The 24,677-nt window shown below is 53.8% G+C and carries 27 protein-coding genes; 2 read left to right on the top strand and 25 right to left on the bottom strand.

What is annotated here, in order from left to right; translation table 11 throughout:
* Positions 1–6 precede the first annotated feature (6 nt).
* From GK091_RS23005 to GK091_RS22930, 21 genes are all read right to left on the bottom strand, one after another.
* Positions 7–1,284 carry a M50 family metallopeptidase gene (locus GK091_RS23005; RefSeq protein WP_164042425.1) on the bottom strand — a complete coding sequence of 426 codons (1,278 nt, stop codon included), beginning with the start codon at positions 1,282–1,284 and terminating at the stop codon, positions 7–9.
* A 92-nt stretch (positions 1,285–1,376) separates the two neighbouring features.
* Positions 1,377–1,505: a hypothetical protein gene (locus GK091_RS29890; RefSeq protein WP_262889211.1), complete on the bottom strand. Its 129-nt coding sequence runs from the start codon at positions 1,503–1,505 to the stop codon at positions 1,377–1,379.
* A 127-nt stretch (positions 1,506–1,632) separates the two neighbouring features.
* The gene (locus GK091_RS29885) at positions 1,633–1,764 is read right to left on the bottom strand and encodes a hypothetical protein (protein ID WP_262889210.1); all 132 of its coding nucleotides are present in this window, start codon (positions 1,762–1,764) and stop codon (positions 1,633–1,635) included.
* A gap of 132 nt (positions 1,765–1,896) precedes the next feature.
* Positions 1,897–2,025 carry a hypothetical protein gene (locus tag GK091_RS29880; protein ID WP_262889209.1) on the bottom strand — a complete coding sequence of 43 codons (129 nt, stop codon included), beginning with the start codon at positions 2,023–2,025 and terminating at the stop codon, positions 1,897–1,899.
* A gap of 76 nt (positions 2,026–2,101) precedes the next feature.
* The gene (locus tag GK091_RS29875; protein ID WP_262889208.1) at positions 2,102–2,230 is read right to left on the bottom strand and encodes a hypothetical protein; all 129 of its coding nucleotides are present in this window, start codon (positions 2,228–2,230) and stop codon (positions 2,102–2,104) included.
* Positions 2,231–2,419: 189 nt separating this feature from the next.
* Positions 2,420–2,551 (bottom strand): hypothetical protein, encoded by a 132-nt coding sequence (locus GK091_RS29870; RefSeq protein WP_262889207.1) that lies wholly within the window; start codon positions 2,549–2,551, stop codon positions 2,420–2,422.
* Positions 2,552–2,696: 145 nt separating this feature from the next.
* On the bottom strand, positions 2,697–2,984 hold the full coding sequence (locus GK091_RS23000; protein ID WP_164042423.1) for an acyl carrier protein: 288 nt from the start codon (positions 2,982–2,984) through the stop codon (positions 2,697–2,699).
* Between the two features lie 262 nt (positions 2,985–3,246).
* A complete protein-coding gene (locus GK091_RS22995) occupies positions 3,247–5,580 on the bottom strand; it encodes a TonB-dependent receptor (RefSeq protein WP_164042420.1) in 2,334 nt (777 codons plus the stop codon).
* A complete protein-coding gene (locus tag GK091_RS22990; protein WP_164042418.1) occupies positions 5,561–6,304 on the bottom strand; it encodes a thioesterase II family protein in 744 nt (247 codons plus the stop codon). Before GK091_RS22990 ends, GK091_RS22995 begins: the two co-directional genes overlap by 20 nt.
* 18 nt (positions 6,305–6,322) lie before the next feature.
* Positions 6,323–6,949 carry a 4'-phosphopantetheinyl transferase family protein gene (locus GK091_RS22985; RefSeq protein ID WP_164042416.1) on the bottom strand — a complete coding sequence of 209 codons (627 nt, stop codon included), beginning with the start codon at positions 6,947–6,949 and terminating at the stop codon, positions 6,323–6,325.
* Positions 6,950–6,952: 3 nt separating this feature from the next.
* Positions 6,953–8,461 (bottom strand): class I adenylate-forming enzyme family protein, encoded by a 1,509-nt coding sequence (locus GK091_RS22980; RefSeq protein ID WP_164042414.1) that lies wholly within the window; start codon positions 8,459–8,461, stop codon positions 6,953–6,955.
* A 4-nt stretch (positions 8,462–8,465) separates the two neighbouring features.
* Positions 8,466–8,879: a DUF2141 domain-containing protein gene (locus GK091_RS22975; protein WP_164042411.1), complete on the bottom strand. Its 414-nt coding sequence runs from the start codon at positions 8,877–8,879 to the stop codon at positions 8,466–8,468.
* Positions 8,880–8,972: 93 nt separating this feature from the next.
* Positions 8,973–11,573 (bottom strand): lantibiotic dehydratase, encoded by a 2,601-nt coding sequence (locus GK091_RS22970; protein ID WP_164042408.1) that lies wholly within the window; start codon positions 11,571–11,573, stop codon positions 8,973–8,975.
* A gap of 35 nt (positions 11,574–11,608) precedes the next feature.
* Positions 11,609–12,817 carry a lysophospholipid acyltransferase family protein gene (locus GK091_RS22965; protein WP_164042406.1) on the bottom strand — a complete coding sequence of 403 codons (1,209 nt, stop codon included), beginning with the start codon at positions 12,815–12,817 and terminating at the stop codon, positions 11,609–11,611.
* A gap of 14 nt (positions 12,818–12,831) precedes the next feature.
* Entirely contained in the window at positions 12,832–14,076 is a 1,245-nt protein-coding gene (locus tag GK091_RS22960; RefSeq protein WP_164042404.1) for a beta-ketoacyl synthase N-terminal-like domain-containing protein, read from the bottom strand.
* Between the two features lie 14 nt (positions 14,077–14,090).
* Positions 14,091–14,585 carry a 3-hydroxyacyl-ACP dehydratase FabZ family protein gene (locus GK091_RS22955; RefSeq protein WP_164042402.1) on the bottom strand — a complete coding sequence of 165 codons (495 nt, stop codon included), beginning with the start codon at positions 14,583–14,585 and terminating at the stop codon, positions 14,091–14,093.
* Positions 14,586–14,611: 26 nt separating this feature from the next.
* Positions 14,612–15,829: a beta-ketoacyl-[acyl-carrier-protein] synthase family protein gene (locus GK091_RS22950; RefSeq protein ID WP_164042399.1), complete on the bottom strand. Its 1,218-nt coding sequence runs from the start codon at positions 15,827–15,829 to the stop codon at positions 14,612–14,614.
* A gap of 56 nt (positions 15,830–15,885) precedes the next feature.
* A complete protein-coding gene (locus GK091_RS22945; RefSeq protein WP_164042398.1) occupies positions 15,886–16,632 on the bottom strand; it encodes a 3-oxoacyl-ACP reductase family protein in 747 nt (248 codons plus the stop codon).
* 90 nt (positions 16,633–16,722) lie between these two features.
* Positions 16,723–17,403 carry a hypothetical protein gene (locus GK091_RS22940; protein WP_164042395.1) on the bottom strand — a complete coding sequence of 227 codons (681 nt, stop codon included), beginning with the start codon at positions 17,401–17,403 and terminating at the stop codon, positions 16,723–16,725.
* 49 nt (positions 17,404–17,452) lie between these two features.
* Positions 17,453–17,704 carry a helix-turn-helix domain-containing protein gene (locus GK091_RS22935; protein WP_164042392.1) on the bottom strand — a complete coding sequence of 84 codons (252 nt, stop codon included), beginning with the start codon at positions 17,702–17,704 and terminating at the stop codon, positions 17,453–17,455.
* Between the two features lie 165 nt (positions 17,705–17,869).
* Positions 17,870–19,174 carry a hypothetical protein gene (locus GK091_RS22930; RefSeq protein ID WP_164042390.1) on the bottom strand — a complete coding sequence of 435 codons (1,305 nt, stop codon included), beginning with the start codon at positions 19,172–19,174 and terminating at the stop codon, positions 17,870–17,872.
* Between the two features lie 157 nt (positions 19,175–19,331).
* Between GK091_RS22930 and GK091_RS22925 the strand changes: the two genes are divergently transcribed.
* Both GK091_RS22925 and GK091_RS22920 read left to right on the top strand, forming a co-directional pair.
* Entirely contained in the window at positions 19,332–20,042 is a 711-nt protein-coding gene (locus tag GK091_RS22925) for a DUF2306 domain-containing protein (protein ID WP_164042388.1), read from the top strand.
* 17 nt (positions 20,043–20,059) lie between these two features.
* Positions 20,060–20,695, top strand: coding sequence for a DNA-3-methyladenine glycosylase (locus tag GK091_RS22920; RefSeq protein ID WP_164042386.1), 636 nt, complete (start codon positions 20,060–20,062; stop codon positions 20,693–20,695).
* 68 nt (positions 20,696–20,763) lie between these two features.
* On the opposite strand, the gene lepB is transcribed toward GK091_RS22920, so the two are convergent.
* From lepB to GK091_RS22900, 4 genes are all read right to left on the bottom strand, one after another.
* Positions 20,764–21,933 (bottom strand): signal peptidase I, encoded by a 1,170-nt coding sequence (gene lepB, locus GK091_RS22915; protein WP_164042384.1) that lies wholly within the window; start codon positions 21,931–21,933, stop codon positions 20,764–20,766.
* A gap of 161 nt (positions 21,934–22,094) precedes the next feature.
* The gene (locus GK091_RS22910; protein WP_164042383.1) at positions 22,095–23,654 is read right to left on the bottom strand and encodes an ABC transporter permease/substrate-binding protein; all 1,560 of its coding nucleotides are present in this window, start codon (positions 23,652–23,654) and stop codon (positions 22,095–22,097) included.
* A 31-nt stretch (positions 23,655–23,685) separates the two neighbouring features.
* Complete coding sequence (locus GK091_RS22905; RefSeq protein ID WP_164042380.1) at positions 23,686–24,399, bottom strand: ABC transporter ATP-binding protein; 714 nt, start codon at positions 24,397–24,399, stop codon at positions 23,686–23,688.
* Entirely contained in the window at positions 24,396–24,677 is a 282-nt protein-coding gene (locus GK091_RS22900) for a DUF427 domain-containing protein (RefSeq protein WP_164042378.1), read from the bottom strand. The genes GK091_RS22905 and GK091_RS22900 overlap by 4 nt, the downstream gene beginning before the upstream one ends.

Here is a 24,677-nt window from a genome sequence, read left to right as displayed (position 1 = left end):
CGTTAATTAGTGAGCGAATCGGCGACGGATGGCACCCCGAATGGCATTTCGGCTCTGGCGAGCGTACCCCACGGAGAAATAAGCGAACAGCCCGACCGTCATTGATGCTTTGATAAATGGTTCCGCCGTACAGACCGAGCAATCAGTCACAAACTGATATACGGCTGAAGGATAGTGCAGTACAACATCAAAAAAGGTCTGAAAGGCAAACACGAAGAAGTAGACCAGAAACCACAATCGGCCCGCGCTGTAGAGCAGCAGAAATGGATTCTTCAGATCGACAGCCGGATCGTTGGCTTTCGCCGGCTGGCGCAGAGCGGGTATAAGGAAACTAGCTACTTTTCGGACGTACAATACCGACTGACGACGAAGGTTCGGTAATGAGAACAGGTCGCTGTAGATCCAGTAGCCGTCGAATTTCAGAAACGGAATGGCGTTGATCACCATCGTGGCGACGTTCAGCTGAATGAGGTAGCGCGTCGTATTGATCTGGTCAAAATCGCCGAACTGGTTTGTCATGTAGCCGATCAGAACGAGATTGATCAGGAGCTGAAAGTAAATTCCGCCCAGGTTGACGACGGTTCGCTTGAGCTTGCCAAGTCGCCACACTTCGGTCACGTCAGTGTAGAGAACAGGAAAAATCAGGTATAAACCGGCCCCAATTTCTTTGGGTTTAATGCCAAACCGATAGCCCGCAGCCGCATGACCCAGTTCGTGAATCAGCAGAATACAGAGAACGACGGGATAAAAAACGGCCAGGTGCCACAGGCCCCGGTCACAGTTTCCCATGGCCAGCGTAGCCGCATTCTGATCCTGAACGTAATGATCTAGCGCCAGTAATTCGCGCATCAGGTAGCCATTGACCAGCAGGGCGGCTACGAAGGTGATACAAAAAAATGCAGGTGAAAAAACGTATTGTAAGATCTTGAGCAAACCGGCATACTGCTCAAAGCGGAGGAGTGTCCGGCGGGCATATATACTACCCAGTGACGGGGAGTTAGTTGTTTCATTAGTCGATGACGCGTCAAAAACGCCCATTGGCCGTAATTTTTCTTCGACCAGAGTAGCTACGTCAGCCGCAGCAAACTGTGTCTGGTTCTGGTGGGCGTTGAGCGTTTCGCTGATCTGCTGGTACGTCAACTGGCGATTGATGCCTTCCAGGATCAGGTAAACTAACTCGCCGACTTTATAGGGCCGTCCGCTGACGGTCAGCAAAAACTGTCGGTTGACGTCCGAGCGCTCCATCTCTTCGATACGGAACGAGTCGGTTTCTAAGGCGGTCATACTAAAATCGGTTTAGGAAAATTTCGGGGAGAAAAAAAACAACGCCCCCATACTGGGCGGGGGCGTTGACAAATCAGCTAATTCATTGACCACTACCTCTTTACTGAACCGTGGTTATCACTGCAACGGGCTGAATCAAGGGCAGCAACGGTCGTTTCGAAACGCTCTTCGAGTTCAACGATCGCCAGTACTTCGGGTTGGGGAGTTGTATTGTTAGTCATGATTGCTTTTGATTTAGAAAATGAGTGAGTATGACTGACTAAAGTTACTATCACGTAGTGCGGATGGAAACCCACGATTATGGGGCAGACAGGCCCGGGTTTTCACCCGCATTACGGAATCAGCGGTTTACTGAAGGCTAACGTCTGCTTTGTTGTCGCTGCAACGGGCTGAATCAAGGGCGGCAACGGTCGTTTCAAAACGCTCTTCGAGTTCAACGATCGTCAGTACTTCGAGTTGGGGAGTTGTGTTGTTAATCATGATTGCTTTTGATTTAGAAAATGAAACAGGATGAATGACTAAAGTTACTGTCATGTAATGCGGGGTGGAAACCCATGAGTGTGGGGCAGACAGGCCCGGGTTTCCACCCACGTTACGGAATCAGCGGTAACACTATTTACTAACTTCTGCGCTGTTGCCGCTGCAACGGGCTGAATCAAGGGCGGCAACGGTCGTTTCGAAACGCTCTTCGAGTTCAACGATCGTCAATACTTCAGGCTGGGGAGTTGTGTTGTTCGTCATGATTGCTTTTGATTTGAAAATGAATAAGTATAAAACAGAGATTAAACGGGTATTAGAATCAGAACCAGCCTTGGGACTAAAGGCTAACTTTTACGTGGTTGCCGCTGCAACGGGCCGAATCAAGGGCAGCAACGGTCGTTTCAAAACGCTCTTCGAGCTCAACGATCGTCAGGGCTTCTTCGTGGTATACAGGTAACTTTTCCATGGTCTTTGTAGTGCGCTTAAGTAGAGTTATAGGATTGATTAACAGAAGAGTAGACACTTATATCGGCCAATTAAAGGCGTTTTTCACTAGACAAGTCCAGAATGGTCATGACTGCCCGTGGGCGAGTGCGATACCGGTTTGTGGATGAACTGCCGATCAAACGCTGGCCGAAACAAATTCATTAACTACTTATTGCGCAGATACTTCGGCCTTAACGGTATTACCATTGCACCGTTCTGAATCGAGAGCGGCAACAGTCGTTTCGAAACGCTCTTCGAGTTCAACGATCGACAGGGCTGGGGTAGAAACTTGGGTGTTCATACTGAATTGGATGGAGAAAAAGGTGAATAAGTGAAAAATATGGAGGTAACTAATCCGCTGTGCACAGCAGTTTTTAGTTCGTCGGGGATCGAACGGGCATCACTATACGCGACTTAACCATTCGGATGGATACTAACTCGGCCGATTATACAGCAGCCAGTTCATTTTCCTGAACTTTGAGCGCAACCTGCTCGCTCAACGTGGTCAGGTTCTGGAAGGCTTCTTCGCCCAGATCGGAAGGCATCAGGCCAAACTCTTCGGCCAGCCGGGAGGCAATCTCCAGAATAGCCAGGGAATCCTGAATAACGCCCGGATGATCTTCCGTGCCAAAGAAGGGGGTTTCGGCGGTTAGTTCGACGGGGGCGCCATCAGCCTGTAAAACGTCGATTACAATTTCACGAATGCGGTCCTGGATGCTTGCAATAGTTGACATGAGTGAAAAAAGGATAAGGAGTGAAAGACTTTGTTTGGCTTGCTTGTGAATTAATTTCTAAGACAAAGGTGGCGGCAGAACGGCTCTGAATCAAAAACCTTTTGGACTGCTTTACTTGCTCAGGTTATAACCTATAATTTGTGTAGTGAACAGTGGTTTTTTTGGCAAAAACAGGCGCTGGTTGTCTGGTTTAATGATTACCAGATTCGCTTCTTTTAGCCCAACCATCCAAGGACCGTTTGAATCAAAAACGTAGCATTATTTAAAAATTAATCCGATGATTGACAAGAAAATAACGCCCCATTTGTAGTGTATACGCCAGTGCATTCAGGCGATTACTGTAGAGCATTTGATAGGCATTTGTGTGATTAAACGCATTCTGAATATCAATCGACCACTCGAAGGTTGCTTTGGGTCGGTTGCGCCGGTAGGAAAGCTTAATATCGGTGCGCCAGTAGGCGGGTAATTGATTGGCAAAAGGTCGTTGACCGTCGGTAACGGTGGCGTTTTCCTGCCGCGATCGAACCAGATCGATGGGTGTGTAGCGTCGTCCGCCAGCCATCGTATTTTTGACGTCAATTGCCAGTGCATTTCGGGAGCCAACGGTCCACTCATAGCCGCCCAACGCATTCCAGACGTATTGATTGGCAAAGGCGGTAGGATGCCATTGGTCCAGCAAGGTTCGGTATTCGCTGTTGAAGACAGACAACGTGGAGAGCAGGTAGTACTGTCGGCTAAATAGCTTCTCGATGGTCAGTTCAGCCCCGTAATTTCGACCGGTTCCAGCATTGATCAGCCCCGTCCGGGAGGTTGTAAAAAAGGTAGCTCCTTCGTTCAGCGCTGAGTAATAAGATGGGGTTTGGTCAACGGGAATGTTGTAGAGGTATTGGTAGTATGTTTCTGCTTTCAGTCGCCAGTCGGTTCCGATCTGCTGGGTCAGGCCCAGTACAGCCTGCCGACTTTTTGAGAAACCAAGCGATTGATTGGGCAATCGATCCAGTTGATTATCCGCGTGCTGCTGATTGAAGTAAAGCATCCAGTCCTGCCAGCGACTGTAGTTGCCAACGCCCGCGCTTAGTGTGGTTCCCCGCCAAAGCTGGTACTGCAACCCGAGTCGCGGTTCCACAACCGTTTGCCGGTTTAGGCTCAGATGCGTTGTGTGTAAGCCCATGTTCAATGTCAGGCGATTGGTTGGCCGGTACTGCCATTGAAGGTAACCCTGGTACGTTTGGGTCGACGCGTCCGCACTCCGCAACGCCCGCATCCCGGCCGGAACCTGCGTGCTGTCGTGAAAGGAGAACCAATACGTAGACGCGATAACTCCCGCGAGCAGGCTGCTTTCCGCCGAGTATCGATGCGTCAGTTGAGCGTGAGCCGTCGCTTTCGTGTACTGCGATTGATCGCGGTAATTTGCCTGAAGAGTTCCATCCCGGCCAAGTGTATCGTAGCGATTGCCGACCTGCGTACCGGTGAAGGCCGTTGTTAGCCGGAGCGTTGTGCGGGTCATGAACTGAGCAGTGTAGGTAGCCCCCACGACGCCCATTGCCGTTCGATAGTCGTTGTAGGTTCCGGCATCGCTGTAGGCACTCGCCGTATTATCGAACACGGTACTGTTCTTCCCACCAACCCCGAATAGACTGAATGTATTTCCCTTCGTCGTGGGGAAATTAAGTTTGACCGTCAAATCCTGGTAATTGGGCGTAGCAGTACCCGTTCCAAAATGAAGTCCTACTTTTCCGAGTAAGCCCAACACGCTGTAGCGGTAATGAATAAGGTAACTCGACTTATTTTTCTTGGATAAAGGTCCTTCCGAACCAGCTTCAAAACCGGTGAACCCGACCTGAAACGTGTGTTCTCGCTTGCGTTCATTACCATTCCGCAACTGAAGATCGAACACACCCGACAACGCATTGCCGTAAGCCGCCGGGAACGCACCGGTCAAGAACGACGATGTTTTTAGCGTCTGACTGTTCAAAATAGGAACCGGTCCTCCCGTTGCGCCCATCGCCCCAAAATGATTCGGGTTCGGCACGTCGATCCCCTCAATTCGCCACAAAAGACCATTTGGTGCATTGCCCCGCACGACAATATCGTTTCGGGTGTCGTTGTTACCGACCACACCTGCAAAGTTCATGGCCATCCGGGACGGGTCGTTGCGACTTCCGGCAAAACGCGTTGTCTGTTCCAGATCGAACGTCTGCCCACTTACCGATACGTAATCAATCCCGGAGGCCGTCGCTGCTTTGCTGGCGCGCACGTTTACTTCATCCAGTAACTGCGTCGATTCGGTCAGTGAAACGTCGGCTATTGTTTCCTTTGCCGTCGTAACCAGTACGTTGTCTACCAACTGCAAATGATAACCATCGGCCCTGACCAACAGCCGATAACGACCCGGAGCGGCTAGCGACAACGTAAAGTGTCCCGTACTATCCGACCAGACCCGCTGTTCTGATCCATTGGCCAGTAACACCTCCGCGTTGGTAATGGGTAGCTGGGTCCGTTCCTGAACGACCGTTCCCCGGATCGTCTGCGCCTGAACACTCCCGAACAAGACGATGACTAGCCCCAGGATTAGTTTATGTGTGTTGTGTTTCATAACGCTGGGCGGAATCAGTTGGTAACGAACGAAGGGCCTTGTAGACAGCCTGATGGATCAACGGACCGTTGTCGAAAAGAAAAAAATGACCGCCGGGTAGTACATGCATGTCGATTGGGTGGGTAAAGTCTTCCTGCCAGCGGGCGGCCTCATCGGGCGTGTAGATGTCGCGATCTCCAATGAAGACGGTTGCCGGTATCGCCAGCGCAGCGGGACCCGTCTGCGCATACACGTAGCTTTCAAGCGCCATCATATCGGCCCGGAGTACGTTCTCATACAGATCGAAGGACCGTGGATTCTTGAGCAAGACCGATACATCGCCGTCCATTTCCTGTACTTCGTTGATAATCTCCTGCCGGGTCATGTTTTTGGCATTGCGCTGCTTTTCGGGGATACTGGCCCCACCCCGCCCCGACAGAAACAGGTGCAGTGGGGGCGTCATTCCTTCGGCCCGTAGCCGGCAACTGAGCCGATAAGCCACCAGACTACCCATGCTATGTCCGAAAAAGGCGAACGGACCGGTCAGTTGAAATTTCAGCCGCTCGAATAAATCATCGACTACGGCATCGAGCGTACGCAACGCGGGTTCAAACAGGCGACGGCCCCGCCCTGGGTAGTCCATTGGTATCCAGGTAATACCGGGCGGAGCCTGCCGGATCAGCGGCTGGTAGGAGTAACAGCTACCAGCCGCGAACGGGAAACAGAACAAACGAATGGTTTCCATAAAAAAGACGATTGATGATCAGAGACATTCAAGCTGCACCGTCATGAGGTCATTTTCGTCCCCAGCTTCGTAAGCCACGTAACCGATGTAATTCGGGTTTGTCAGCACCGGGATCAGTCGCACCACGACATCCCGACAGCGAAGTTGCTGCACCTGCTCGAACCGGAAATCGGTCAGGCGGGCATCCAGTTCATGGCCAAGTGCCTTGTAAGCCGCTTCTTTCTGCGACCAGAGCGACAGGATATCTTCACCCATCATCCGTTCGCGTTCCTCCTGCGAGAGAAATAGTCCTTCAGCTCCGGGCCGTAACTGAACCCGCTTCTGAATGTCGATACCAACGGCCCGGCGGGGGGTTATAACACAGGCGGCTAACTGCCCTGAATGCGACAAACTGAACGCATACCGGCTATCCGACAGGTACGGTTTCCCGTTTACATGATAGCGCAGACTAACCAGGGGTTCGTTGGGGTGGGGCGGCTGGTGGTGTAGCGCGTAGTGCAATAGCCACTTGCTCAACATGGACAGCTGCCGGGACTGGGCCGTTCGATACGGGCGTACCGGCACGGGCAAGCGAGCTACGTCAGCTTCTGAACGGTGGGCAGCCGTCAGATCAGCCCAGTAAACAGAAAACGTAGAAAGGGCCATCGTTCATTTTTCGTTTAAAAGCGAGTTGGTACGTAACAGCGAAAACGCAAACAGGTGAGTACAGTGTGGGCCAAACGCATCGTGGAGTCGGGCGTAAACATCGGTTTCCCGAACAGGATAGTCGCGCATGGCAATCGCACTGATATGGATCTGTCCGTCGGTGTGGCGCAGGGCAATTTTCAGGAACGCGAAGTGCGTATACAGCACATTTTCGACCTCCCGGAACCAGTACGATCGCTCTCCAATCCGGAACTGATCGCCTTTCCGACCCAACACAAACAACCGGCCGCCCGGATCGATGTAGCCTACATCGCGGGTTGTGATGGCAGCACGGGGCCGGTGCGACGGACAGTCGGGGGCGTTGAAATACCCCATCATGACCGAAGGGCTGTGCACCCGAACCGTCCCGATTTTCCCCGGTGGCAGCTCGTCGCCGGTTTCGTCAATGATCTGCACCCGAACCCCTTGGTTCGGTCGCCCAACCGATTCCAGATCCGGATCGGCGGGGTGATGCACCGGATGCGTAGCCACCCTGGGACCAGCCTCCGCCAGTCCGTACGTTTTCACGACCGGGCAGCCAAACACCTGCATAGCTTTCCGGACTGCCGTTGTCTCGATGCGATTTCCACCGACCGCTACGAACCGCAGGGTCGAAAAGTCAGCGGGTAACAGCTTTCGATCGTAGAGGTAATTCAACTGACGAACCATCGGCGGTACCAGGAAAAGCGTCGTAACACGATGACGACCAAAAAGCCAGACCATCTGGTGCAGGAAAAATAGCGGATCGAGCAGCAACACCGTGGCTCCAACGTACAGATGGCTCAGAAACTGACCGATAAGTCCGTATGAGTAGCCCATTGGCAGGGCAATTGCCGTTACGTCGTCAGCGCGGAGCTTCAGCGCATCGACGTTCGCGCGAATGTTGAACAACGTTCCGGAATTGGTCAGCTGAACGACCTTGGCAATCCCGCTGCTGCCCGAGCTGGTCACCAGCAGAGCCGTGTCTCCGGTGGGGAGACTAGTTCCACACGTGTTTCTGAACAGATCGAAGCGCGCGTCCAGTGCTTGCTGCGTCAGGTAAGGTACCCCCGCCAGTTGCCGTCGGATCGCCAGACTTCCGCGCGGTACGGCAAACCAGACAACATTCAGCTGGCCCAGATCGCCCAATACCTCAATCCGGTAATTGACCACGAACGGAACAGCGCCCAGTGATAGCACCGCCAGAAACAGTACGCTCATATCCAGACTATTGGGCGCACAGATGGCCACAACATCGGCGGGTTGCACGCCCGCCCGGTCCAGCAGTTGCTGCTGCTCGTCAACCCGGTGCCACAGATCGGCGTAAGTCAGGTTTCGTTTCCCGTCGATCAGCGCGGTTTTGGTCGGGTATCGCTCGTGTCGCCTTCGCAGAACGTTGGCCAGCGTCTCCCCGCCCCCCCCGTTCCAGGGCAAATCGGGGGGAGCGTAGGCGGGGGCAATCGGCAGAGAATCTGTCAGCGAATAAGCAGACATAGGCTTAATTGATGTGAATGGTGATGGCTTTGTCAGTATTGACGGTGAAGAGCATGGCATCATACTTCGGCGGTCCAAACGTTGCTTTTACGTTGTTCGAGCAGCCCCAGCCCTCTTTCGGGATACCAAAAATGCCGGTATCCATTTTTTTGTTGTTGTTCTCGTCGTGAAACAACCGCACCGCATACGTACCCGGCGGTACGTTCTGGAAAACGATCTGGGTATTGTTCTTCTGGATCGGTACGGCCTGCTTCTGGACAGCCTTCTGCGTCGGGTCCTGAAGCGAGATATAGACGGCACCGCTCGCCGTTTTGAGGTCGGTTACGTTGACGGTCAACGTGTGGGCGTCGGATTGATGTTGCGCCTTGGCGACAAACGAGCTAGCCAGCAATGTAGCGGCAATGAGTACATGTTTCATGGTAAATTGGGGTTTACAGATTCAGCAATTAGACGTAAACTGGTAATTGACTAGTAAGCAATTGGGTAAAGGTGATGCGTAGTGACTAACTGATCAGGGAATGGCTGATGCGCGCATATCTGCCGACATAGTGTGTTTTTCCGGCGGCTGCCTGGTAGACTCAGTCGTGTACCACTGGAGTACAGATTCTACGGCATAACGCTGACCATCGATACGATGTAACACATCGGATGCCGGACGCATTTCGACTACTTTCAGCAGACAGCCAGCCGCCACTGCTTTTCGCACCAACCGCCGGAACAGGTCTACCAGCAGCACATTGTCAAAGCGAATGTACTGGGGTTTACAGTCGTCGGTGTTGGGCGCAGCGGGCAGGCTAACGAACACTTCATCGGGCAGTTGGTGGGTATGTCGCCAGTTATGCGTAGCCCGAAAAAAGGTAAACGCATCGCCTTCGGTTGGCAGCGAAGCGTCGGCACCAACGGGTAACCACCACGTCTGGCGCTGCACAATTAGCCTTTGATCCAGCACAATACGGGGCCAGATTCGTACCGTTCCAGCTGGCTGCTGCGCTTCATACCACTGGTTGATAACCGAACGAAACAGGTTCAGACTCAGATCGTGTACGGGCGCAAACAGGCGCAGAAACGAGTACAACCGCGACCGATCCGCCTGAAAACCCAGATCGCCAACCTGCACCCGTTTTCTGGTCGGCAAGTGCCAGAGATCGAGCCGCTGGTGATCATCAGACAAGCGTACAGACAATTCGCTGATCGGGATGGCCCGCTCCGACGATGACGGTACATGTGCCTCCGGAGTCAAAATCACCCCATCGAGCAACGCTGGGTGAAAATTGGCATTATGATAATGATCATCCGTAGCTTCGACCAGCAGACAGTCAGATGATGAAACGGACTGGTTCGCCTTGATCAGTTCGTTGGTCAGGCTCTGGCCGAAATACGGCAGAAAACGGCCATACATCCGACCAAATCCACCCGCCAGTTCATTCAGCACCGCACAGAGCCGCCCTTTGTTATCGATCCACGACTGCCAGAAAACACCCTGGCTCATGACCCTCGTCGGTTCATCGGGAATCTGCTTGCTTCGGAGATGAATTGTCTGTTGACGACGTCCTTCCGCGGCCCACTGTTCCCACTGCTGGCGAACGGCTGGCAACACGGTCACGGCTTGGGAGATAGCATTCGGACGGCTTAGGTAATGGCCGAAAAAGGTTGTTAACGAGACATGCTCGGCTGGCGAAAAGGTTTCTTTAAACAGATCAACCAGGGATGATACCGGGGCAATGGACGCACTGGCAAGGTGGTTAACCAATCGGTTCGTCGTTTCTACCAGCGGCATGGTGTCGGGTGTCGGCAGGTTGCCGTGCAAGGGTCGGGTAACATCTTCAAAGAACAGCTGCTCCGGGCGTAGAGGCCAGAAATCAGTCGTGGGTGGTTGTTTCAGCGTACCGATTCGCTCGGCCAGAAGGCCGTGTACTTTCGGTAGTAAGTGAAGCCGCTGAGCCGGTGTAGCCATAGGCAACATACGGGCCGTTGTGAACAGCGCATCGAGCAGGCCTAGCTGATTATCCACGAATTTCGGCGCGAGCCAGCGATGCGTGATCAACCAGTCGTGTAGGCGCACCGCCCAGTCAGCATCAGCCGCCGATACGGGTAATCCATGATGCAGCAGACCCAGTTCGATGAGTTTGTCGATGTACTGCCGGGCCTCGGTTCCGGGCGTTTTGAACCGCTGCTGGATCCGGTCGACCCATTCCTTATACGTCTGCGTTGTGTTCCGCATGGACATGACCCACCGCAGCGCCGGATTGACAGGCAATCGAACACAGGCCACCTGACCGTTGGTTTGTCGAACGTAACTCAGATACCCATCCGATACCAGAGCCGCCGGGTTCAGGGTTACGAGCCATCGCTCGCCCAACCGCTGATTGCCCCGTAGCAATGCATCGAATACGCCCAGTAATCGAACCGACAGTCGTACGTGCGACCGGGACTGCCCTGCTTTCCAGACATCGTTTCGACCCGCGTGGACGGGCATGGTTGCCAGATGCGTCAGGGTGCTGTAGGGCGTTGTTTTCGTAGCCGCTCGCGACAGATACCGAAGTAACCCGTGCTCGACCTGAAAATCATCTTTTCGAAAGGCAACCGGATTAGTCTGCTGATACGCGTTTAGCTGGCGAAGCAGCGACAGACTCGACAACGCCAGTCCCCGCTGGAATGAGGCATCACCAGTGGTCTCCTGAAACCGTTTCCGGCCTAGCATTGCCTGTTGCTGATACAGTTTTGCTGTCGTGCTCATGTACCGCTCTATGCGCTGACGATCGTCTATATACGCCATTAGTTGACGAAGCACCGCAGCCGGTAGCCATTGCTGAGCCTGCACCATATCCTTCGCCCGAACGGGTCGGTCGTTGTGCAGGTCACGCCGGATTTGCTGTAGCTGTTGCTGTGGCTTTCCCGGCGGGCATACCCCCTCAATCACGGCAAACAAATCGGCCAGCAGCGGTTCCTTTCGACGAATCAACTGCAAGCGTCGATGCGCATACTGATCCAATCGAAAGGTCAGCACGGGCGTTCGTAACACATCGAGTACATCAATGGACAGGCCCGCTACGCGCAGCAGTACCGGCGAAAACAGCTTCAACTGGCTGGCAGATGATTTCGTTCGATTCATGAGTAACGAGGATGAATGGATGGATTGAACCAGCACTAATTGATTGTCTCGATGGAGCGCAGAACGCCCAGTTCCCACCAGCCTTCGATCAGCGAATTAGGGAGTTGCAACACTTCCGGAGGGCACTCAGCGCTGCTTCCCTGCTCCAGCTGATGCAACGCCCGGAACGATTCGTCAGCTAACGGAAAAGCCTGATAGGTCTGACGATCAAACAGATACCCAGCCTGATCGAGTTTAAACAAACTGTACCGCTCGTCATTGAACAGGAAAGCCACACCCGGTACAGACACTGCAGAACGAACAGCGGGTGGCGTTTCAAGCGCATCAAAATCCAGGAATTTGTGGAAGTAAAACCAGCTTTCCCACTGATCCACGTATTGGCGCACGTAATCAGCCAGCAGGTCATACAATTGCTGGGTCGTTTCCCGGACAAAGTCCGCTGCCGGAATCGACCGCGAATCAATCATCGGCAGACACTCGTAATGCGGCAGTTCACAGCCCTCAACCGTTTTATAGTACGAAATAATCGGGATGATGGGCGTACGGGTAGCCTGCGCTAGCATCGCAATGCCGGTACGCGAAACAATGGTCCGGTTCAGAAACGAAACGCGCAACTGACGGCTATTGCGCTGGTAGATGCCACCCACACCCGTGTTGCCATCCAAAAAGATCATGATTGACCGCCCTTTGTGCAACGCCCCCGCCATTTGCCGGCCAATCGTCGGACTTTCGGCGTCCAGCAGCTCGATGGAAGCCGACGCATTATTGTACTGATTCAACTGGGCCGATACGGTTCGGATGTACTCCTTCTGGCTCTTCAGCGTCCGGCTGTCGATCACGAGCGTCAGTGGGTAGCCCGCGTTGAGCAGCATAACCAATACACCCCGGTAACCACCCAGATGATAGGTACAGAATATGCGGGCCGGGCGGGGCGCATCCGTTGGTTTTAGAAAGTCAGCGTCTCCCTTTATGGCCATGTGCGCCAGCGAACCAAAATCGACGTACCGAAAACTGCGCGCGCTCAGCCAGTGATTTGTCAGCAGCCGCAGGTAAATCGACTCGTGCTGCCCCGCTGGTACGTTCGGGCAGAAATGGCTGAGGTTAGCCCGTAGAAAGTGCAGATCCTTTTGCTGATGGACCACCTTCTTCTGCCTTTCGCGCTCGCTCACTTCCTGATAAGCGCGCTCGTAGGTCTGCTGAAACGTGGTCCCGTAGGTGTCCAGAAACGTCGTTGAAGCGTTCATGCCGGAGAGTTGATTTAGGGTTTTCGGATAGCCAGTGTCACGGCGTTGCCGCCAACGTGCAGCGAATGAATAAACGCCGTTGTCCCGGATCTAAAAGCGCGATCGATGGTGTGTTCCGGTGCTACGGTCGGCAAACCCGTCTGGGCCGGGTCATAGCCCGAACCAACCACCACATTATCGCGCAAACAGAGTGCGCCCGCCAGTAACGACATGATGGGTGATGCGCTGAAGGTTTCGCCGGTATGGCCTTTGATATTTGCATAGGCGGGCAAGGAGCTATCCGCCCAGAGATCGTGAATGGCCGGTGCTTCATAGTTGCGGATGTGCCACGGCAGCCCGCCCCCACCCATAAACAACTCGACGCGCGACGGATCAATCTGGCTGTATTGGCAGAACTCCGTCAGGTGATCGACCAGATCATCGGCGCTGCGTTCGTAAATAAAATCGCGGTACGAGGTATCCCCGGACACCTGATAATTAACGATTTCGGCTAGTACCGTAGCCTGCCGGCGACGCGCGTGTTCGGCGGATTCGAGCACAGCATAAGCCGCCCCTTCACCATAGACAATAACGCCCTGCTCATCGCGCAGACTCTCGGCGAATGTACGTCGCTGACCCGACGGATCAGTTACCGACGGTAGGTATCCCCGATGGCGGCTGGCCAGCAGCGTTGTCTCCCGAATTTCGTCGAAACCACCGCAGATCACCACATCAGCCTTTCCGTCGCGAATCAGATCGTAGCCGTAGCATACGCTGTTTTCGCCCAGCAGAATCGAACTTGGTCCTTTCAATTTAAACGCCCGTGCCACGTCGCCTAGGGCGCAGTTGGTAGTCGTTTTGGTAAACACGAACGGGCTCACCTTGGCCGGTCCATCAATGTACAGTTTGTACAGAAAGGCTTCGGCGGCTGCATTGGCACTCAGGGTCGTGTCCAGAATCAATCCCAGCTGCTCGGGCACCAGTCCCGCCAAGTCCAGTCCGGCGTTATCGATAGCTAGGCGGCAACCCACCATCGCCAGTTGAGAATACCGCAGTGGCAACGGTGGCCGTAGGCTTCCCACGTGTTCCGTCAGGTTGAACTCGGCACAGGGCGCGTAGAAGATAGCTTCGTCGGTCGCCAGATCCGGCACATTCCAGGTTTCTTTTACCGTTATGGCCGACTCATTCCGGCGTAATGCGTTCCAGAACGGCACCATACCGACTCCCAGACCGGACAGGACTCCACCCCCGGTCAACACTACAGATGGTTGGGTTTTCATAGTCAGGTTTGCGTTTACGAGTTAATAAGTACAGTGACTGTTCCTTTGGCAGCCAGCCCGCGACCGTCGATGTCTACGCGGGCTTTGAAGACCGAAAAGTTGAGCAGCTTGTGGTCGAACACGGCCCGGATCGTTACCCGGTCATTCGGCAATACGGGCTGATTGAAGGTCATGTTGTCGATCTTGATGGCTCGTCCGGAACGGGGTCGGTAGACACCCGCCTGCGCCGAATCGGCATCGACCAGATTGAGGGCTTCGAGCCGGCCAAAAATGCCACACGCCTGAAACATCATCTCGACCAGTACGATACCCGGCAGGATCGGCTCTCCCGGAAAATGCCCCTGGAAGAACATATTGTCGGGCTTGACAATCGTTTCGGCCTCGACCGACAGACCGGGTGTGTAGTCGACCAGCCGGTCGATGAGCAGCATGGGCGGACGATGCGGCAGCAGGTCTTCAGGGCGGATCTGATCAGCCTGAATCTGATTAAAAACGGTTACTGAGATCATGGGAAAGAAGGTGTTGACGTGAGCAATCAATTGTCGAATCGCTGGAGAGCAATGGAAGCCATGCAACCGCCAAAGCCGAACGAGTTGGATAAGGCAGCTCGGATCGGCTGATCGATGGCCCGGTCGCGCACGAGGTGGATTGGCCCGTCATCGGCCACCATCGTGGCCCCCACGTTGCAGGAAGGCGGCACAAAACTGTGGTAAATGCCCAGTGCCGTGGTGATAAATTCGATGCTGCCAGCCGCGCCGAGCGTGTGCCCGATCATCGATTTTGTCGAGCTGATGTAGACGGGTCGGTCGGCCATGAGTCGCCCAATACCATTGAGTTCCATGCTGTCGTTGACGCCCGTTGCCGTGCCGTGGGCGTTGATATAATCCACATCATCGGCGGTCATACCCCCGTGCCGCAGGGCCTGCTGCATGGTCAGGAAGGCGGTACTCCCGTCGGGTGTGGGGGCCGTTGGGTGGTGCGCTTCGTTATTCGCCGAGTACCCCTTGAGTTCGCAGTAGATGCGAGCCCCCCGTTCCTGCGCGTGAGTCAGGCTTTCGAGTACGACGAAGGCGCTCGCGTCACCTAGCGTCAGGCCATCGCGGTGTTTGTCAAACGGTTGACAGATGGACTTCGACAGCGATTGCAGCGAATTGAACCCGGCAAAACTCAGCTCGGTAAAGATGTCGATACCTCCGGCAATGGCTACGTCAACCCGGTCGCTGGACACAAAGTCGAAGCCCCGGCCAATGGAGTTCGTGCCTGCGGCACATGCCGTCGAAATGGTCGATGAAGGACCGCGCCAGCCGAGTCGACGCATGAGCGAGCCGGTAATGTTCGGCGTCGATGCTTTGAAGAGCAGCTCATAATCATCGCCCTCGATACCTTCCCGAATCCGTTTCCGGGTGAAGTCCATGAAGGCATACGAACCGCCAATTGTGGTTGCGACGAACAGGCCCGCCCGGTGGGGATTAACGGTCTGCGGCACCAGCCCCGCGTCGTTCAGTGCTTCGGCAATGACCCGGTGGCCCAGATAGGTCAGCACGGTTTCATCAGAGGCTTCGACCTGATCGTATAATTCCTGATCGAGCACACAGGCCTGTTTGTTAGCGTAGCACGAACTATCGGTCGGAAAGCGTTTCGCGTCAATAGGCTTTAAACCCAGCCGACCGTTGTACACGCTATCTTTGAACTCATCTTTTGTCTGGCCAATTGAGCAGCATACGCCAATGCCAGTTACGACTACACGTTCCATAAGAAAAAGGGTTTAGGAAGAAAAAATACGGCTGAACTGCATGGACCCGGAGCGGGCTACGACACGCCCAGGCCGCCGTCGATGGTGAGTTCCTGGCCGATAATGTAGCCCGGCGCATCGCAGATCATGTACGTCACGAAGTTGGCTACCTCATCGGCTCCGCCCTTGCGTTTCAGGGGTGACCAAACCAGTCGGTTGGCTACGTACTCATTGCTGATGTCACGCGTCATGTCGGTGTCGATCAGACCCGGCGAAATGCAGTTGACCGTAATCCCGAACCGGCCTACTTCTTTGGCCAGCGACCGCGAGAAAGTCACCACAGCGGCTTTCGAGGCTGAATAGGCCGACTGGCCAGCGTTTCCTTTCTGACCCGATAAGGATGTGATGTTAATAATCCGACCGGCTTTCCGCGAAATCATCATGGGCAACAGCACCCGGCAGGTATTGGTTACGCTGCCTACGTTGGTTCGGATAACGTGCCACCAGTGTTCATCGGTTGCAAACAGGAAGGGTTTTCCATCCCCCACGATTCCGGCGTTGTTGACAATGGCATCGAGATAACCCACGTCGCGCTTGATTCGTTTGGCCAGGTCCAGCACCTCGGGCAGTTGACTCATATCGCAGCGGTAGCCATAGGCTTCACCCCGACCCATTTGGTTGATTTCGTCCCTCAACTCCTGCGCTTTACTTTCGTTGCTGAGGTAGGTGAAGAGAATGGTGCAGCCGTGTTCGGCGAGCGACAGGCATATAGAGCGGCCAATACCGCGCGAACCGCCGGTGACCAGGACAATAGTCTTTTTCATGAAACAGAACAGGTGAAGAGGTTGGTTATTTGAACTTGCTAGTAGTTGAACGGTGGGTCGCCAGACGTGGCCCACGGCAGGGCTTTGTGCTTATTTGGTGGCAACCTGAAGCTGTTTGCGGCAGACAGCGGCCATCCGCTCAGCTGTTTTACGGCCCCAGTTCACGTCGATGGTCGTGGCCCGATCGCGCTGTTTCTCGAAGAGGGTAATGGCTTTTTCGAAATAGGCGAGCGCATCTTTCTTGCTGCCACCCAGCCGTTCGGGCGTGTTGTAGGTTTGCTGTCCCATCAGGAAATAAGCGCGCGGGTTGTTCTCATCCAGCTGGAGCGATTTTTCGAGATTTGCCTGCGCCGTTGTGATCCCTTCCAGCCCCCGCGTCATCATGTTGACTTTAATACCCGCCAGCGCGATCATCGATTTGATGCAGTAAACTTCCGTATTGTTGGGCGACAACCGATCCGACTCGTTGATCAGTTGCGTGGCCTGCTCACAGAGCGGATCGATTTTGGTGATGTCTTTTTCGTCGAAAGCTGCCAGTACGGTACAGAGCGCACTGTAGTAGAAAGGGAGCCACTGATTTTTTTCGGCGGTGGCCACGCGAGTGAACGCATTGGCAACCTGTAGGTTCCCGGCTACGCTTTCGACCGTGTCCATCCGGGCGAGCAGACTACCCATTGCAGCCTGATATTGACCAGGTTGTTGCGCCATTGCCACTGAACCCGTAAGTAACGTAGCTGCGACGAAGGTGCCGATGTGTTGTTTGGTTTTCATGAAAATTGGTTGGTTATAGATGAGAAATTCGGGTAAGGTATTGGCGTGATCAGGAGTTGGCGCGGATGGTTTTCGGAATCGCCAGGATTAGCAGGTCGGGCAGACTCAGCGCGATTAGATCGAGCATCGAAATCTGATACAGGCTGGCTAGCTGTTCGAGGACGGTCAGCGATAATTCGGTTTTCCCGTTCTCTTTTTTGCTGTACGCGGCCTGGCTGATACCCATCTGATAGGCTACGTATTCCTGTGGATAACCGTAGAGCTCCCGGAGTTTGCGGAGTTTGGTAGCAATTGCGTTCATGAGCGGAGATGTGTTTGTTTTCGTGTTTGAATGATACAAATGTGGGGTGTTGACGGGGGCGTTTCAATTTATTTCGACTGATGCACCCGATCTGTCGACCAATGAAAAAGCCGGGCTGTCGAATGTGATTCGACAACCCGGCTGTATTTGACCGTTTCCGGGATGCTAGCGTTTGTTGCTGTATCGTTTGTAGAGCTGGTTTCGACCAATGAAGCGGACGTACTGGATGAAATTGAACTCCAGGTGGTCGAACTTGATCGACTCGTTACCGATGTTGAGCCGCAGTCCCGGCGTATAGCGTAGATTGGTACGAAGCAGGCTGGAGCCGGTTTTGGTCACGCGGATGTCCCACCCGGCAATGATCCCGATGGCTGGTTTTACCTGTGTGTACCGGGCGTTCTCGGCCCCGCCCGCTACCGTAGCCGACAAACTCTCGAGCGCCAGCGTCGGACCAATGTAGGGCACAAATCCCAGGTAATTGAACAGGAACTTGTAGCCTTCCAGCATGAACGAATGCCTCCGCAGGCGAATATCGGTACCATAAGCTATCAGATGCGTTCCCATCGTTCGATACGATACGCCGATGTTCAGATCGGGTTTAGCTGCATAATAGCCAGCGGTCAGGTCGGGCATCAGTCCTCCGGTCATGTCGTCGTGCAGGTAAGGATGCTTTTCTTTAAAATACGACGATTTACTCAGCTGAAGCGCCACCGACGGCCCAACGCCCACGTACCAGCTGCTTTCCTTCTTGTTCTTCCGAAGAATATACGCTTTTATATTTTCCTGCTGAACGCCCTCCGCTTTAGCCATCGACCGGTCGGTATCGATGTAGCGAACCAGACCCACATTAACAGTTACGGGATTGAACGTAAGCGGCCCCGTTTGTGTCGGCGTGTAGAAATAGGTCGCGTGTCGGTTCGCCTGGTAATAAAGCCCGGCGGTCAGGTGAAATCGATTCGTTGTGTAGGTGACACCCGCCTGCAACGGGGCAATGAACCGATCCAGTTCGGGGTATCCTTTGCCATTGGGTGATCCCGTCTCCTGTTGTCCGTACGCTTGTCGCTTGAAGCAGATGCCGACATACGGGGTCAGCCGATTGGGCGCTAAGGCAATGGGATAGATACGAAGCCCCGTTTCAACGCCTTCTTTATAGGAGCTCTCCTCAAACACGGCGGGTCGCTTGCCGATGCTGACGGGTAGCGGGAAGGTTACGTACATATCGGCGTGCCCCCAGAAATGGATTCCACCTATTGTCAATCGAGGCACCACCCGGCCCGAAAAATTGGTTATACCGCCCGAATAAGGAGCCTGCCCACCCGGCATGTGCAGCAGATCACCCCCATAATGCAGCCAGGCGAACGACGTACTTTTTTTCAAATAAGCGGCTGAATAAACCGTATCGATAGCCTGACCGCGAACCACGTGACCAAGTAGACTGCTTCCCAGTAAGAGACCTAAAAATGGCTTCATTGATCGATTCGTTTTTAGATAAACGGCAAAAATACGGTCTCAGCCAGCCTACTCAACAACGCTACGGAATAGTTTATAACCTGCGCTTATTGCCCCTGAAAATAGATACGTCTAGGTTTGTCCATTCATTTCTGGACCCCCTTTAGCCAGCAAACCCATGTCTATCGCGCTATTTATCAGACTCTTCATTATTGTCCATGCCACAGCGGGAACAATTGCTTTACTCGCCGGCCCCGTAGCCATGCTCACAAAAAAAGGAGGTCCTCGCCACCGTCGGGCAGGCCGGTACTACACCTACAGCATGGCCGTAGTCTTTGTAACAGCCGTCGTCGTCGCTTACCTGAAAAGCCTGAGTTTTTTGTTCATGATCGCTTTTTTCAGCTTTTACCTGGTTCTGTCCGGCTATCGCGCGCTCCGCTGGAAACGGCTGGCAATTGATGGTAAGGTGTCGTCGCTAGACTGGGGCATTCAGATTGGAGCGGGCATCACCGCGCTGGTCCTCCTGGGTTGGGGAGTCGGGCAGTTGATCGGGCAAAATTTCTTTGGTTCCGTCGGGATTGTGTTCGGTGGCATCGCCCTCGTACGTGTCAAACAAACCATCGACCGGTTCCGGACTCCACCCGAAGACAAAGCGTACTGGCTCTATTCACACATTATTGGTATGTCGGCGGGCTACGTGGCCACATTGACGGCCTTTCTGGTTGTCAATGTTCACTTTTTGCCGCCCATCGTAGTGTGGCTGATTCCTACGGTAATCGGTGTGCCGCTGATTGTTCGGGTTGTGCGCCGGATTCGGGCGGCCAACGAACAGAAAGCCGAAAACGCAGTTATGAACTCAGCGCAGGCCGTCACGGTTACCGCCAATTAACGCGCGCTATTCAGGCATTGGAAAAACTACCGATCGATTTTTATCAGTCCCACGACACACTTACGCTTTCGCAGCTATTGCTTGGTTGCGAGTTGGTTCACGAGAGCGCAGAAGGAACAACCGCCGGCATTATCGTTGAAACGGAAGGGTATCTCGTCGGCGATCCGGCCTGCCACGCTTACCGCCGAAAAACGATCCGCAATGCGGCTATGTTCGGACCCGCCGGAACGCTGTACGTCTACCAGATTTACAATCATCACAACTGCATCAACATCGTTATGGGGCCGGAGGGCGTTGGTGAAGCGATCCTGATCCGCGCACTGGAACCTACCGAAGGGCTTGACCTTATGGGCCTCCGGCGTAACGAAGCGTTTAAAACAGGCTTCGAACGATACCGGAACAACACCATTGATCCGACAACGCCCGACGGTCAGCGAAACCTGTGCAATGGACCCGGCAAACTGACCATTTCAATGGGGATCGATCGCCAGCAAGATAATTTCGCGTCACTGACAACGGGCAATTTATTTATCCGTGGTCCGGTCCTGCACGATTTCGATATGGTAACGACAACCCGGATCGGCATAAAATATGGAGCCGATTTGCCGTATCGATACTACATAAAGGGGAATAAGTATATCAGTAAAAAGTAGGGTTCGTTGGGCAGTGTTTGATATGCCGTATCAAACACTACCCAACGAACCCTTGGTAAAAAAGTCGTTTACTCAACCAGTCTCAGCAACCGGTTCCAGCGAATTTTTTGCCAGAAAGCAACCGGATTTGGATCGAGCGACATCCAGACAAGAACCGCTTTGCCTACGATATGATCTTCGGGAACGAAGCCCCAATACCGCGAATCTTCTGAATTATGTCGGTTGTCGCCCATCATAAAATAATAATCCTGCTTAAACGTGTACGCGCTGATTGGTTGACCATTCACGCTGACACTTGTGGGCGTTAGTTTGACGTTTTCGTTTCCTTCGTAGCGTTCGATCAGTATGCCGTATAGCGCAGTAGTCTGCTCGTTGAGCGGTACGGTCATCCCTGCTTTAGGAACGGTTACGGGACCGTAGTTATCGCGGTTCCATTGATGAGCCGAGCCACCATAAATACCCGGCATCGCCTGCCCCGGCTGGTCAGTCAGGGGTTCGATCGATTTTACCCAGTCGAATGCCTTAAACCTGGCAATGGTAGTAGCCGTCGTGTTCACGCTGTAACCAACCAGTGCAGTCGTCTTTGTCGAATCGTTGTACTGTTCGAGCGGTTGCCAGTTGATGAACGGACCTTCCGGCGATTTGAAATCGTTGATGATGTCGTATTTTCGAAAGAATCGCTCGTCGAGTACTTCCGTAGTTTTGACGAAATAATTCGTTTCGGCATGAGGTGGCACGGGCATTGCCTTCCCGTTGACGTAGACCTGCCGCTGGCGTACTTCCAGCTTATCACCCGGAATACCAATGCACCGCTTGATGAAATTCGTCTTCAGGTCAACCGGATAATCAGGCTCTCCGCTTCTGGGAGGAGGGTAGTTAAAAACAACCACGTCGCCGTTTTTAACCCGCGTAAAACCAGGCAGGCGGAATGTCGGCAATTGAATTGCCGTACTATACGAAGGAATGTTCGTGCCCCATATCTTCTGATGAGTAAGGGGAACCTGCAAGGGTGTTCTGAACGTCCGGGTACCGTAATGAAGCTTACTGACAAACAGAAAATCGCCCACCAGCAGCGTATTTTCCATAGAGGGCGTCGGAATAACGAAGGGCTCGGCAAACAGCCAGCGGATGAGCGATGCGGCTACAACCGCGAATAAAATCGAATCGAACCACTCCCGGAAGAATGATTTCTTTTTTTTGACCGGCTTATCAGCGGTTTTTGCCTGAGCGTCGAGCATGCGAGAGTGAGATCAATACAACGGTGATCCGTTATCGGACAGGTGGCAGCAGCGCGGTCGCTATCCGATAAAAAATCAGTCGGAGAAAGGTACTTCTCGGGCGTGTCGAACGGGATTTATTTTACACTGGCGGTCAAACCGTCAGCCGAAGGGTAGGCGCATTACGGTTTGACGAGAAACTTCACCAGATCGTCGATCGACCGGATGCCCAGTTGTCGGGCCTGTTCCCGTCGCATCATCAGGCAGTAGCTATTGTTGAATCCCAATGGCTTTAACCAGTCGAGCTGGTAGGTTTGCCGAAACTGCCGCTGAACGAACTGATACACCGGATCGGCTTGCATGGGTAATGCTTTCAGGGTGGCGGCCGACGGTTGCAGGACAACCAGCAAACCCGTTCCGGTGTATTCGGGATAGAAATCGATGGAGCCCGTCCGGAGGGCATCGAAACAGATTTGGGTGCCGCCAAGCCCCGTCCGACCCGCGACCCGCAGGCGGGTATGACCTTCGATCAGCTGGCGGTAAATTTCGGCCAGAATGTACTGCTCCGTAAACACCTTCGAGCCCATAACGATGGTTTCCGACCGTTCACCCGGCATGGGGGTTTTGAATAGACCAGCCTCTTTTAAAAAACGCTGTGCAATAACCTCCGGAGACTCTTTCTTGTAATCGGCCTGATAGTTGAGCGCGGTCATAACCGAATCGGTCAGTTTACCGGCCAGCAGATTCAGCGTTGGACCAAGATCAGGATACCGATTCAACGTGGATTGGCGAACGACCGGGGCCGCATCGTAGGGCGGGAACGCATGGCGATTATCGTCCAGCACGAGGAGGTCAAACGCTTTGATGCGACCGTCTGTCGAGTACCCGCTGATGATGTCCACCTGCCCCCGATGAATGGCTTCGTACATCAGGTTCTGGTCGATCAACCGGGGCCGCAAACTCAGTCCGTATGTTTTCTGCAAGCCAGGATAGCCATCGGCACGACCGTAGAATTCGTGCGCGAACCCGGCAACGAGCTTATCCTGCCGACCCGGTATCACGTAAAAAGCGGATAAAAACGGGACCAGGATCAGAAACGTTAACGCACCCACCCGCAACTTCTGAGCCGACAATGTCTGCAATCGGGCCAATCCCAGGTCAAAACCAACCGCCAGCAGCGCAGCCGGAATGGCTCCAGCCAGCATCATGTTGACGTTACTGAGCGCAATACCGCTGAAGATAAACTCCCCCAGTCCCCCGGCAGCAACGTAAGCCGCGAGTGTAGCAACCCCCACGTTGATGACCGTTGCGGTACGGACACCCGCGAAAATCACAGGTAGTGCCAGGGGCAGTTCTACCTTCGTCAGAATCTGCTTATCGGTCATACCGACGCCTTTGGCCGCTTCTTTTATCGACGGACTGACCTCCGTAATGCCAACGTATGTATTGCGGATAATGGGCAGGAGTGCATACAGGAAGAGCGCCACCAGGGCCGGTCCAGCGCCAATGCCAATTAGCGGGATTAGGAACCCCAGTAATGCGACACTCGGAATGGTCTGTAACACGCCGGCTACACCCAAGACGCCACTGGCCAGACTCGACCGACGGGCAATGATGATGCCAAGCGGTAAGCCAATCAATAAGGCAAGCAGCAGCGAGACAAAGGTCAACCCGATGTGGGTTAAAATTTGCTCGAGCAACTTGTCGGCATGGTCTCGGACGAAAGTAAAAAAGTCGGTCATTCGTTAGTAGGCTGTGGGGCCGCCCTAATCATCAGATATCCAGAAAGTCCCGGACGAAATCGGTAGCGGGCTGATTCAGTAACTCATCGGGTGGACCAATCTGCACAATGCGTCCTTTATCCATCAGCACGATCCGGTCGGCCAATTCGAGGGCTTCACTGACATCATGCGTAACCAGCACCACCGTGGTTTCTTTCAACTCGTTGAGCCCAAACAATTCCCGCCGGACATGTCGGCGCGTAAAGGGGTCCAGGGCACCAAATGGTTCGTCCATCAACACCACGGGTGGCCGCGCGGCCAACGCCCGCGCTAACCCGACACGCTGGCGCTGACCTCCACTCAGTTCAGCGGGATAACGGTTTAATAGCGATTCCGGCAGCTGAAGTTTTCCAACCAATTCGCGGGTGCGCTGCTGACTATCCGTTTCATTCCAGCCGAGCAGTTTGGGAACCGTAGCAATTGCTTCCGCAACCGTGTAGTGCGGGAACAGGCCGCCGTCCTGAATGACATAGCCAATACGTCGACGAAAGTCAGGACCGGCTTGCTGACGCACATCCACCCCATCGACACGGATCGACCCACTCGTCGGTTCGATCAGTCGATTGATCATCTTGAGCGTTGTTGTTTTGCCGCAGCCACTCGTGCCCAGCAATACCATTGTTTCGCCCTTCCCGACCGTTATCGATACATTATCGACGGCGGTGTGTGTCGCAAAGCGTTTGGTCAGATTCGTTAGCTCGATCATTCAACCACCTGAACGCCTTTCCAGAAGGCTACCCGATCTTTGATCTGACTGGCTGCCGGTTTTGGATCAGGATAATACCAGGCTGCGTCGGCATTGTCTTTACCATCGACGGTCAGCGAATAATACGACGCCAGCCCTTTCCACGGACAGGTGGTGTGCGTCGGGCTGTCCGCCAGGTAATCGGCGTTTACCGACTCTTTCGGAAAGTAATGGTTGTTTTCAACGACGACCGTATCGTCACTTTCGGCAATGGTTTTCCCGTTCCAGATGGCTTTCAT

The organism is Spirosoma agri (genome assembly GCF_010747415.1).
GTDB lineage: Bacteria > Bacteroidota > Bacteroidia > Cytophagales > Spirosomataceae > Spirosoma > Spirosoma agri.
This window is presented reverse-complemented; position numbering and strand designations above follow the sequence as displayed.

Bases quoted from the DNA above. Each gene is read 5' to 3' on its own strand.
- GK091_RS23005 (WP_164042425.1), bottom strand. From the start codon at position 1,284: ATGACCGCCTTAGAAACCGACTCGTTCCGTATCGAAGAGATGGAGCGC.
- GK091_RS22950 (WP_164042399.1), bottom strand. From the start codon at position 15,829: ATGGAACGTGTAGTCGTAACTGGCATTGGCGTATGCTGCTCAATTGGC.
- GK091_RS22935 (WP_164042392.1), bottom strand. From the start codon at position 17,704: ATGAACGCAATTGCTACCAAACTCCGCAAACTCCGGGAGCTCTACGGT.
- GK091_RS22955 (WP_164042402.1), bottom strand. From the start codon at position 14,585: ATGATCTCAGTAACCGTTTTTAATCAGATTCAGGCTGATCAGATCCGC.
- GK091_RS22925 (WP_164042388.1), top strand. From the start codon at position 19,332: ATGTCTATCGCGCTATTTATCAGACTCTTCATTATTGTCCATGCCACA.
- GK091_RS22945 (WP_164042398.1), bottom strand. From the start codon at position 16,632: ATGAAAAAGACTATTGTCCTGGTCACCGGCGGTTCGCGCGGTATTGGC.
- GK091_RS22970 (WP_164042408.1), bottom strand. From the start codon at position 11,573: ATGAATCGAACGAAATCATCTGCCAGCCAGTTGAAGCTGTTTTCGCCG.
- GK091_RS22940 (WP_164042395.1), bottom strand. From the start codon at position 17,403: ATGAAAACCAAACAACACATCGGCACCTTCGTCGCAGCTACGTTACTT.
- GK091_RS22990 (WP_164042418.1), bottom strand. From the start codon at position 6,304: ATGGAAACCATTCGTTTGTTCTGTTTCCCGTTCGCGGCTGGTAGCTGT.
- GK091_RS22910 (WP_164042383.1), bottom strand. From the start codon at position 23,654: ATGACCGACTTTTTTACTTTCGTCCGAGACCATGCCGACAAGTTGCTC.
- GK091_RS22985 (WP_164042416.1), bottom strand. From the start codon at position 6,949: ATGGCCCTTTCTACGTTTTCTGTTTACTGGGCTGATCTGACGGCTGCC.
- lepB (WP_164042384.1), bottom strand. From the start codon at position 21,933: ATGCTCGACGCTCAGGCAAAAACCGCTGATAAGCCGGTCAAAAAAAAG.
- GK091_RS22980 (WP_164042414.1), bottom strand. From the start codon at position 8,461: ATGTCTGCTTATTCGCTGACAGATTCTCTGCCGATTGCCCCCGCCTAC.
- GK091_RS22995 (WP_164042420.1), bottom strand. From the start codon at position 5,580: ATGAAACACAACACACATAAACTAATCCTGGGGCTAGTCATCGTCTTG.
- GK091_RS22965 (WP_164042406.1), bottom strand. From the start codon at position 12,817: ATGAACGCTTCAACGACGTTTCTGGACACCTACGGGACCACGTTTCAG.
- GK091_RS22905 (WP_164042380.1), bottom strand. From the start codon at position 24,399: ATGATCGAGCTAACGAATCTGACCAAACGCTTTGCGACACACACCGCC.
- GK091_RS29875 (WP_262889208.1), bottom strand. From the start codon at position 2,230: ATGGAAAAGTTACCTGTATACCACGAAGAAGCCCTGACGATCGTTGAG.
- GK091_RS29885 (WP_262889210.1), bottom strand. From the start codon at position 1,764: ATGATTAACAACACAACTCCCCAACTCGAAGTACTGACGATCGTTGAA.
- GK091_RS23000 (WP_164042423.1), bottom strand. From the start codon at position 2,984: ATGTCAACTATTGCAAGCATCCAGGACCGCATTCGTGAAATTGTAATC.
- GK091_RS29870 (WP_262889207.1), bottom strand. From the start codon at position 2,551: ATGAACACCCAAGTTTCTACCCCAGCCCTGTCGATCGTTGAACTCGAA.
- GK091_RS22900 (WP_164042378.1), bottom strand. From the start codon at position 24,677: ATGAAAGCCATCTGGAACGGGAAAACCATTGCCGAAAGTGACGATACG.
- GK091_RS22975 (WP_164042411.1), bottom strand. From the start codon at position 8,879: ATGAAACATGTACTCATTGCCGCTACATTGCTGGCTAGCTCGTTTGTC.
- GK091_RS22930 (WP_164042390.1), bottom strand. From the start codon at position 19,174: ATGAAGCCATTTTTAGGTCTCTTACTGGGAAGCAGTCTACTTGGTCAC.
- GK091_RS22960 (WP_164042404.1), bottom strand. From the start codon at position 14,076: ATGAAAACCCAACCATCTGTAGTGTTGACCGGGGGTGGAGTCCTGTCC.
- GK091_RS29890 (WP_262889211.1), bottom strand. From the start codon at position 1,505: ATGACTAACAATACAACTCCCCAACCCGAAGTACTGGCGATCGTTGAA.
- GK091_RS29880 (WP_262889209.1), bottom strand. From the start codon at position 2,025: ATGACGAACAACACAACTCCCCAGCCTGAAGTATTGACGATCGTTGAA.